Raw genomic sequence first — 9,244 nt, 5'->3', positions numbered from 1 at the left:
AGTCTTATCTATCTATTCTACTCGATTCCTTCGATACGGTCCTCCACTTCTTGATAAAGTTCCTGTAAGCGGTCTAAATTCTCTTGAGAAGTTTCCCAGTAACCGCGACCATTAACTTCTAGCAGGGTTCCCACCATCTTGCGGAAAGAATTAGGATTGAGATTCATCAGACGCTGACACATTTCCTCATCTTGAATAAAAGTGGTGTTCACATCTTCATAAACCCAATTATCCACCGCATCAGCAGTTGCCGACCATCCCATCGTATTAACCAAACGCTTCGATAATTCTCGGACTCCTTCGTAACCATGACTTAACATTCCCTCGTACCATTTGGGATTGAGTAACTTGGTGCGGGTATCTAAGCGCACGGTTTCCGACAAAGTACGCACCTGAGCATTAGCGGTGGTAGTATCAGCAATATAGGCCGCCGGTTTTTTGCCATCATCGCGTAAACTAGCGACAACTTTTGTCGGATCCGAGTCGAAATAGTGGGAAACATCGGTTAAACTAATCTCGCTAGAATCCAAGTTTTGGAAAGTTGCCTCGGCAGTTTTTAAAGATGCTTCAAACAACTGACGATTATCGGCCATCATCCCCGGATTATCCGAGTCGAAAGCAAAACCCTTGCGGTTGAGATACATATTCTGTAACTCTTTTTCGTCTTCCCAACTGCTATTTTCCACCGCGAGATTAATATTAGAAGAATAGGAACCAGAAGCATTAGAAAAGATGCGGGTGGCCGCCTGTCGAACCGTTAAACCCATTTCTTTTGCTTGTGACCTAGCGTGTTTGCGGACATAATTCATCTCCACCGGTTCGTTTGCTTCCGCGGCCATTTTTACCCCTTGGTCAAGCAAATTCATCTGATTGATAAATAAATCCCGGAAAACACCAGAACAATTGACCACCACATCAATGCGCGGTCTTCCCAACTCCTCTAGGGGAATCAATTCCAATTTATTCACCCGTCCCAAAGCATCGGGAAGAGGACGAACCCCCACCATCCAGAGAATTTGTGCCAGAGATTCCCCGTATGTTTTGATATTATCCGTTCCCCAGAGAACACAAGCGATAGTTTCAGGATATTTACCACCATTATCCAGTTTTTGCCGTTCTAACAGACGATCCACCACGATTTTAGCCGATTTTACCGCCGCTAGAGTCGGGATAGACTGGGGGTCTAAAGCGTGGATATTTTTACCCGTCGGTAAAACCCCGGGGTTACGAATAGGGTCGCCACCAGGACCGGGAAGAACGTATTCTCCTTCCAATGCTTTTAATAGGGCCCCCAATTCATTATCAGCACAGACCTGTTCCAAACAGAATTCTAGGTATTCAAACAGGGGTTTTAACGCCACCGGATCAACTTGTGGATAACCCATCGACCGTAAAGTTTCCAGCCAAGGCGATTTCTTGCCTATATTCAAGAAATTCAGCTTAGAAAGCATCGATACCCGACCTTCTGCGTCGGTTTGGGACTTGACTAAAGTTGCGACGGCAGCGCGAGTCGCGAGGGTGATGTTTTGCAGTAATTCCACATCCTCCAGCACACCTCGATCGCTATTGCGATAAACTTCCTCTAGATCCCGGCCGATGCTGTTGGCAATAATCCGCGGTAAGGAAAGTAAATCGTCCTCTTCCCGGTCTAAACTGGCAATATTGACCAAAGTTGCCACCGCTTCCAGCGCCGAGGGGGGTTTCCCAATAACATGAAGTCCGCAGGGAAGTAAGCGCGATTCAATTTCCATCAGTTTACGATAGACCGAACCGACGATATTATCCCGTTCCTCTTGACTGAGATCGGCAGTGTCACCATCAGGTAAACTTATATCTTTGTCGAGATTGACCAATAAACATTTATCGACAATAGTATTGACAATTTGCACCCCACGCCCACTATCTTTCAGGGTTTGGTAGGAACCGATCAACTCGCTTAGTTCTTTTAACCCTTTGTAGAGTCCGGCATTTTCTGCGGGGGGAGTGAGATAGGAGATGGTTTCCGCATAACTGCGACGTTTAGCGATCGTCGCTTCGCTGGGGTTATTAGCGGCATAATAGTAGAGGTTGGGAATCATCCCGATGAGGTTATCGGGGTAGCATTCCCCAGACATTCCCATCTGTTTCCCCGGCATAAATTCTAGGGAACCGTGGGTGCCAAAATGAAGAACCGCGTCTGCTTTCCAGACTTGATTGAGATAGGTGTAGTAGGCTGCAAAACCGTGGTGGGGACTAGCAGAACGAGAAAATAGCAGACGCATGGGATCCCCTTCATAACCGAAGGTGGGTTGAACCCCAATAAAAACATTACCGAACTCTTTCCCGTAGATTAATAGATTTTGTCCATCACTGTTGAGGTGTCCCGGTGGTGGTCCCCAATTTTCCTCTAAACGGACGGAATAGGGGGTTAAACGTTCGTATTCCGGTACGGACATCCGATAGGCGATATTTAGCTCCGGACTATGGTATTGTGCGGTGGCATCATGGATTACCGCTTCCATCAGTTCCCGGGGAGATGCGGGTAAGTCCTGCAAGTCATAACCATTATTTTGTAACGCTTGCATCACCTCGTAGATAGAACCGAACACATCTAGATAGGCTGCGGTTCCCACATTCCCTTTATCGGGGGGGAAACTAAAGACGGTGATGGCGACTTTTTTATTGAGTTTCGGTTTCTTTCTTAGGGTAGCCCATTTTAGCGCCCGTTGAGCGATCGCTTCTACCCGATCCTGTAAAGCGATCGCTTTACCCGTCGCGCCATCCCGGCCCGATAATATAATAGGTTCGATCGCACCGTCTAATTCCGGAATAGCAATCTGTAGCGCCACTTGAATCGGGTGTAACCCCAAATCGCTTTCTTCCCATTCCTGGGTGGTTTGGAAAACTAGCGGTAACGCGCACATATAGGGACGATTGAGACGTTTTAAGGATTCTATCGCTTTCGGATGATCTTGTCGCGCTGGACCCCCCACTAAAGCAAATCCCGTCAGGGAAATTACCGTATCAACGATAGCAACCGCTTCCACTCCTTTTAAGCTTTTATCCCAGAAGTATTCCTCTACCGGTTTAGAAAAATCTAATCCCCCGGCAAAAACAGGAAGGACTCGCGCACCCATAGACTCGAATTCCTGCACGAGAGCGACATAATGAGCGTCATCACCAGTAACGAGGTGAGTTCTCTGTAAAATTAAGCCAACACAGGGAGCCAAGGGGTCTTTTAAGTCATCGGCAATATCACTGCGGTTATTGTACCAAGCGAAGTATTCCTTGACATCCTCGAACATTTTCATGGATAAAGGATGCCAGATACCCAGATCCGGATAAACTACCGGTTCCTTGTAAACTACGCTGTCATCCTTGTTATCGAAGACGTACTTATCGGCCAACATTAACAGGAAGTTCTCTAAATTTTCTGCCGAACCCCCTAGCCAATACTGGAAACTTAACATAAAGTTGCGTGCGTCCTGAGCTTTTTCCATGGGGAGATATTTCAGGACTTGCGGTAAAGTTCGCAATAACTTTAACATCGCATCTTGGAAACCAGCGCCAGAGTTTTCCCTGCGCTTTTTCATAAAGTTAGCGATGACACTCTTAGACTGTCCCAATTGGGCCATGGAAAAGCAACCTAATTTATTTAAGCGCATTACCTGGGGCATGGAGGGAAAGACAATCGCCGCGTCTAATTTATCCCGATGGGGACTGACAGCGGCCACAACTTTATCGGCTAAATCTTCGATAAAGATGAGAGAAGCAATGAAAATATTAGCTTTGGCTACATCCTCTTGAAAATTGCGATAATTTTCCCCATCGCGCAGTTCTTCGATTAAATAACCACTAATTTCGATCGCTAGTTTCCGGTTGTTAGCGTTGATTTCCCTGACCGCACTACTCAGCGCACTTTGGTACTGAGGTTCTAGCACGACATAGACCACCTTGACCAGCGATCGACCATTCAACGCGTCGGGAACTATGTGACGAATGGTGGACTTGACGTGAGTGAACATATATGATGGTTCTCCTTAGGATTGCTGAGTCTGGTATGAAGTGATTTTCGTCATCAGATGACGATCGCCCTTTGTTTAAGGTGTTTAGATATATATGTTTCTGTTTTGTATCAGAAAATGTCACCCCAATGAGCATTTACTCTGGGTTTTGACACAATTTGATAAATATCTTGCCATATTTTGTAACAGATGGTAAAGAGCTTTTTGAGTAAATGCTCAGGCCTTTCTTTACAAAAATTAATATTTAATCTATTGACTTTTAATTCCAAAAGTGTTATTCATTAGCACCTCAGACGAGATGTCCCTATTCAAGATCGGGGTTAGGATTCGAGGTCGTCTCGTACAGGGCCGCAAGTGCTATAACTCAATCAAGATCAGCTTTTTGTCCTTGTCCTAGACCTCTGGTAAAAATCAAAAATTGTTGTTAGGGTTAGGATTCAGTAGCAGGTAAGCTGTACTGGATTTAAACTGCCTATTGGAAATTTTAGTACAAATGCTCGAACTGGCAACTCCGGCGCTCCAGTGCAGTCTTAAGGAGTAATTTAGATAGTCAACAGCTTAATTATAGCGAGGAAATCAGGCAATAGTTTCAGAAAATTTGGCAAGTTTAGGTTGAAAAATCAACAATAAGGAAGTAAAGTTCTTAAAGTTTCGTTATGGTGGTAGAATTGGTTTATGGCTAAAAAGTTTTTATTTGATTCGATACGTCTATGACCGAGTTATTTGCTAGTGCAGCAGGCCGACATTTGCAAGATGCCAAAATTTTGCTGTCTAAAAACCGTTGGGACAATGCCATTTACCTAGCTGGTTATGTAGTAGAATGCGCTTTTAAGCTTTTAGTAGAACAGTATTTTAAAAATGATCAAAAAGCCGCTAAAAAATTCGGACATGATCTCAAGGAATTAGAAGGTAAAGCGAGGGAAAGATTAGGAATTCTCTATCCTCGTTTAGAGCAACAGTTACCAGTTTCTCGCATCCGGGGAACTGTCTTAGGGCAAAATCACCCAGAAAGAAGATATTATCAATCTGGATATTGGACTGAAGATCAGGCTAACTTGGCCGTTGAATGTGCTGAAGAAATTTATCGAGATATTATTCCCAGATTAGTGCTAAACGGTTATATTTCTAGTAAGGATATTTAAGATTCTGATGATTAGTTTTAGTGAAACTTTTGCTAGGGTAAGGGAATGCTTTCAGGATTCCAGTCTTGGTTCTCTTGTGGCCAAACTAAAATCCGTGATTATTATTCGTGATGTTGAGGGAAAAATTCGCTTATTTCTAGAGTTACAAGGGGAAGACAAGATAGAATCAAACGAAGAAAACCATCTATCTACACTCCTGTCTGAAAAACTTGAGGATTACTATGGCCGTGATATTTGGTGGCAAAAAGGAGAAGGAGATGCTTATAAAGCCCTGATTGATCTTATCATGAAGGAAAAAGTTAAGGCACCTTGGTTCGATGAATCGCCAAGCTTGGAATGGTATATTCTAGAACGTCATCTGGCTAAACAAGCATGGACAGAGAATAAAATTGGGCAGCAACTGCCTTGGGATTTTGAAAAAGTTGAAAAAGGATATAAACCAGCTATTGTCTCCTTTTTTTCCTTCAAAGGAGGAGTTGGTCGCACCACTACTATTGCCGCTACTGCCTTAACTTTAGCGCGGAATGGTCATCGAGTCGCTATAGTTGATCTTGATTTAGAAGCTCCCGGTCTGGCCACAATTTTTTCTAAAGATGTTGCCGCTAATTCTGGTGTCATGGACTATTTGCTAGAAAAGAAAGTTCAAAAAGACAAATGGAAACTGAGTTTAAAAGATATTAATGACTCAAATTTGTTAGGAGATGAAGGTGAAATCTTAAAATTGCTACCAGCAGGAAATGTGGATCAAGATTATTTAGAAAAATTGGCTCGTTTAGACTTTCAAAATCTTGTCAATGGTCAACTACAAGGCATTTTAAAACAAATGCTAGAAGAAATAGCAAGGTTAAACAGACCACTGGATTTTATTCTCATGGATGCAAGAGCAGGTTTTCATGATATTGGTGGTTTAGCTATTACTTATTTTTCCCATGCAGTGGTTATTTTTGGTACGGAATCTCGACAAAGTTGGGCAGGATTAACCCAAGTTATCCAACATTTAGCCCTATCTAACCCTGAGGATCCTTTACCATTAATTTTAGTTCATGCTCTCGCTCCATCTTTAGGAACAGTTGGCCGAGAAAGAGAGTTACGAAATTTTCGACAAAGAGCCTATACAATTTTCCAAGAAAACTATTATACTGAATCTGAAGATGTCCCTAACTCTAATGATACTGATGCACCATTTTTCCCGATAGTTGTCCCCTATGATAATAGTCTGCGGGGAGATATTGCCCTCTTTACTCGTGACTCACGGCACGATACTCCAGAAGAAAAAGAGAGATTAGCAAATCTCGTGAAAGTTATGACCGATTCTCCTTATCAAACTATTGCTGAAAAGCTTTGTCAATTATTTGGACGTGATGTGATTATAAACAATCGGTAAAAATTATGGCTGAATTCGATAAAAAAAAGTTACTGGAATTAATGGGAGCAGTTGCTCCTGGAAAAGCAACTGCTGAACAGGAAAGTGATGATGAAGACGTATTTCTCAAAAATTTCTTACCCGTGGTTGATTATAGAAAAGCTTTGGAGCCAAGCATTTTATTAATTCAAGGTGGTCGGGGTGTGGGTAAAACAGAATTATTTCGTTTACTAGCCATTCCCTCTGGACGAGAAGCTTTAGTTAATAGTTTAAATATTCGAGGTCTTGCTCCTTTAAATCAGACCAGATGGATTGCAGGATTTGGTCGCACTCGCAAAACTGCAAAACGATTTCCGTCACCAGAAATTATAGAAAAAGAAATGCAAAACGCTACTAATCTTGAATGGCGTAGTTTCTGGTTAGGATTGATTTTAGGTGTCATTTTACAGGAACAAGAATCTGATATTGCCAGCATTATAGGTCAAGAATTGGATCCAAATATTACTACTATTCTTAAAAATAGGTTATCGCTTTTATCAGAATGGAGAATTTTAGTTAAAGATAATTTTGAACATCTAAATTATGTTCTTGACAAATTAGACGAACAATTAATTAGTTCTGACCAATGGCTATTTATTACTTATGATGAATTGGATCGGTTATTGACTACTTATAATGCTCTAGCTAATCCGATTAGAGAATTATTAGCTTTTTGGCTCGATCGCTCTCGTCGTTGGGAGAGAATTCGACCAAAAATATTTCTTCGTACCGACCTATTTAGAGAGGAATTTTTGGGATTTCCTGATGCTTCTAAATTACAATCCCATCGGCTAGAATGGCAACGCTCTTGGCTCTATCAACTCTGGATTAAACGGTTAGCTAATTCCGATCAAGAAATGAGAGACTATTTACAGATGATCCCTAATTTAATTTATGAAAGCTCAACCCAACTAGGATGGAATGTTAGTAGTGATGAACGATTATTTGAAGAATTAATCGAAAAAATGATCGGTAAATATATGGGAGTTAGTCCTAAAAAAGGCATTACCTACCGATGGATACCTAATCATCTTCAGGATACTGGGGGTAGAATTGCTCCTCGCTCTTTTCTAAAATTATTCGACCTAGCGGCAGCCAAAAGATTAGAACGTTTTGAACAACTGACCGAGCTATACCTTCTACAACCCCCTGATCTCCAGAGTGCTTTAATGGATACTTCAGAGGATAGAATTAAAGAATTAGCACAGGAAGAATATCCTTGGTTAGAATCTCTAAAAACTAACTTAGAAGGGTTAAAAACTCCTATGCCGAAAGAAACTTTTTTAGAGGCTGTGCGCTCAACTAAATGGAGTCCTGAAAAAGAAAACAAACCTCCCGTTCAGGAACCTGAAGGGATTGTGCAATATCTAATACAATTGGGTGTGGTGGAAAGTCAGATTGATGATCGAATTAATATACCTGAAATTTATTCATATGGGTTTAAAGTTAAACGTCGCGGTGGGATTCAACGTCCTCAATAACTTGAGGATATCGACAATAATTTTATGTAGAATAAATAGTAAAATACATGAAGCAATAATAACTAATACTGGCAGATTTTAACAGTTGATAACTCCGATAGTTAATGTGTATTAGTCGGTGATAAACCCTTATTATTTTCAGTAATCGATCGACAATGTTTTTTAATTGGATAACTTTACCCTATTTATTAATTAATCCTGTTTTAATTCCCTTGAGTATAGCTCGATCGGAAACTATTCTTGCTCAAGAAGTCAGCGATCCTAATTATCAAAAACTGGTGCAGTACGCCCAAAATCAACAACTCGATCGCTTACCCATGGCCGATATAATCCAGAATATCGCCGCTCAATTTTTAGGAGCAAAATATCAAGCAGGATTACTCGATCGCTCTCCTACAGAAAAATTATTTATCTCTTTAAAAGAGTTTGATTGTGTCCTCTTTGTGGAAACAGTTCTCGCTTTGAGTCACAATTTTGCTTTAAAAAATTATCAGTATTCTGCTTTTAGTCAGCAGGTTTTAAATCAGCGTTATCGCCACGGTATTCTCGACGGTTATTGTAGTCGCCTGCATTACTTTTCCGATTGGATTAATGACAACCAAAAACGAGGCAATCTAGAAAATATTACTCACAAATTAGGAGGAATTACTCTTGACAAAAAGCTCAACTTTATCAGCAAAAACCGCCATCTATATCCCCAGTTAAAAACTCAAAGTAATTACCATTGTATTCAACAGTTAGAACGGCAATTAGAAAGCTTATCCTTAACCTATATTCCCACCGCTAAGATTAAAGATATTTATCCACAACTGCAAGCTGGCGATATTATCGGTGTCGTGACTAATATCGCTGGTTTAGATACCACCCATACCGGTCTAGTTTATCGCTTTGCCGATGGCAAAATTGGCTTAATTCATGCCTCTCCTGCTGGTCAAGTTACCATTGCTAAAGACCTAGAAAAATATATCACTAAAGTGGACAAAGCCATCGGTATTTTTGTCGTTCGTTCCCTTGATCCAAGAAATAGGTAGGGTTTGCTGAATAAATCTAAAAACCTTGTTGGATAAGACTTTTAGACCTTTTTGAAATCCAAAAGTGCCTGGCATGGGAGTGATCAGGGGGAAATTCAGGTACTTTTTCCCTGAAAATTAGGTAATTGACCCCCTCAAAATCGGTAAAACCCCACACCCCACACCCTACACCCTACACCCTGCT

At 41.3% G+C, this 9,244-nt stretch carries 5 protein-coding genes; 4 read left to right on the top strand and 1 reads right to left on the bottom strand.

What is annotated here, in order from left to right:
- Nucleotides 1–17 precede the first annotated feature (17 nt).
- Entirely contained in the window at nucleotides 18–4,004 is a 3,987-nt protein-coding gene (locus PX484_RS07020; protein ID WP_288103265.1) for a magnesium chelatase subunit H, read from the bottom strand.
- A 710-nt stretch (nucleotides 4,005–4,714) separates the two neighbouring features.
- Here PX484_RS07020 and PX484_RS07015 point away from each other — a divergent pair.
- The 4 genes from PX484_RS07015 to PX484_RS07000 all read left to right on the top strand — a co-directional run bounded on the left by PX484_RS07015 (nucleotide 4,715) and on the right by PX484_RS07000 (nucleotide 9,060).
- On the top strand, nucleotides 4,715–5,146 hold the full coding sequence (locus PX484_RS07015; RefSeq protein ID WP_288097000.1) for a HEPN domain-containing protein: 432 nt from the start codon (nucleotides 4,715–4,717) through the stop codon (nucleotides 5,144–5,146).
- A 7-nt stretch (nucleotides 5,147–5,153) separates the two neighbouring features.
- A complete protein-coding gene (locus PX484_RS07010) occupies nucleotides 5,154–6,530 on the top strand; it encodes a KGGVGR-motif variant AAA ATPase (RefSeq protein WP_272080589.1) in 1,377 nt (458 codons plus the stop codon).
- 5 nt (nucleotides 6,531–6,535) lie between these two features.
- Nucleotides 6,536–8,029 carry a P-loop ATPase, Sll1717 family gene (locus tag PX484_RS07005; protein WP_288097003.1) on the top strand — a complete coding sequence of 498 codons (1,494 nt, stop codon included), beginning with the start codon at nucleotides 6,536–6,538 and terminating at the stop codon, nucleotides 8,027–8,029.
- A 155-nt stretch (nucleotides 8,030–8,184) separates the two neighbouring features.
- Nucleotides 8,185–9,060 (top strand): N-acetylmuramoyl-L-alanine amidase-like domain-containing protein, encoded by an 876-nt coding sequence (locus tag PX484_RS07000; protein WP_004163343.1) that lies wholly within the window; start codon nucleotides 8,185–8,187, stop codon nucleotides 9,058–9,060.
- The last annotated feature ends 184 nt before the right edge of the window (nucleotides 9,061–9,244 follow it).

This window comes from Microcystis sp. M49636_WE2 (genome assembly GCF_030065375.1).
Lineage (GTDB): Bacteria > Cyanobacteriota > Cyanobacteriia > Cyanobacteriales > Microcystaceae > Microcystis > Microcystis aeruginosa_C.
The sequence above is the reverse complement of the archived record's forward strand: the minus strand, read 5'-3'. Positions and strand labels throughout refer to the sequence as shown.

Coding starts and splice junctions, on each gene's coding strand:
- PX484_RS07020 (WP_288103265.1), bottom strand. CDS start 4,004: ATGTTCACTCACGTCAAGTCCACCATTCGTCACATAGTTCCCGACGCG.
- PX484_RS07015 (WP_288097000.1), top strand. CDS start 4,715: ATGACCGAGTTATTTGCTAGTGCAGCAGGCCGACATTTGCAAGATGCC.
- PX484_RS07010 (WP_272080589.1), top strand. CDS start 5,154: ATGATTAGTTTTAGTGAAACTTTTGCTAGGGTAAGGGAATGCTTTCAG.
- PX484_RS07005 (WP_288097003.1), top strand. CDS start 6,536: ATGGCTGAATTCGATAAAAAAAAGTTACTGGAATTAATGGGAGCAGTT.
- PX484_RS07000 (WP_004163343.1), top strand. CDS start 8,185: ATGTTTTTTAATTGGATAACTTTACCCTATTTATTAATTAATCCTGTT.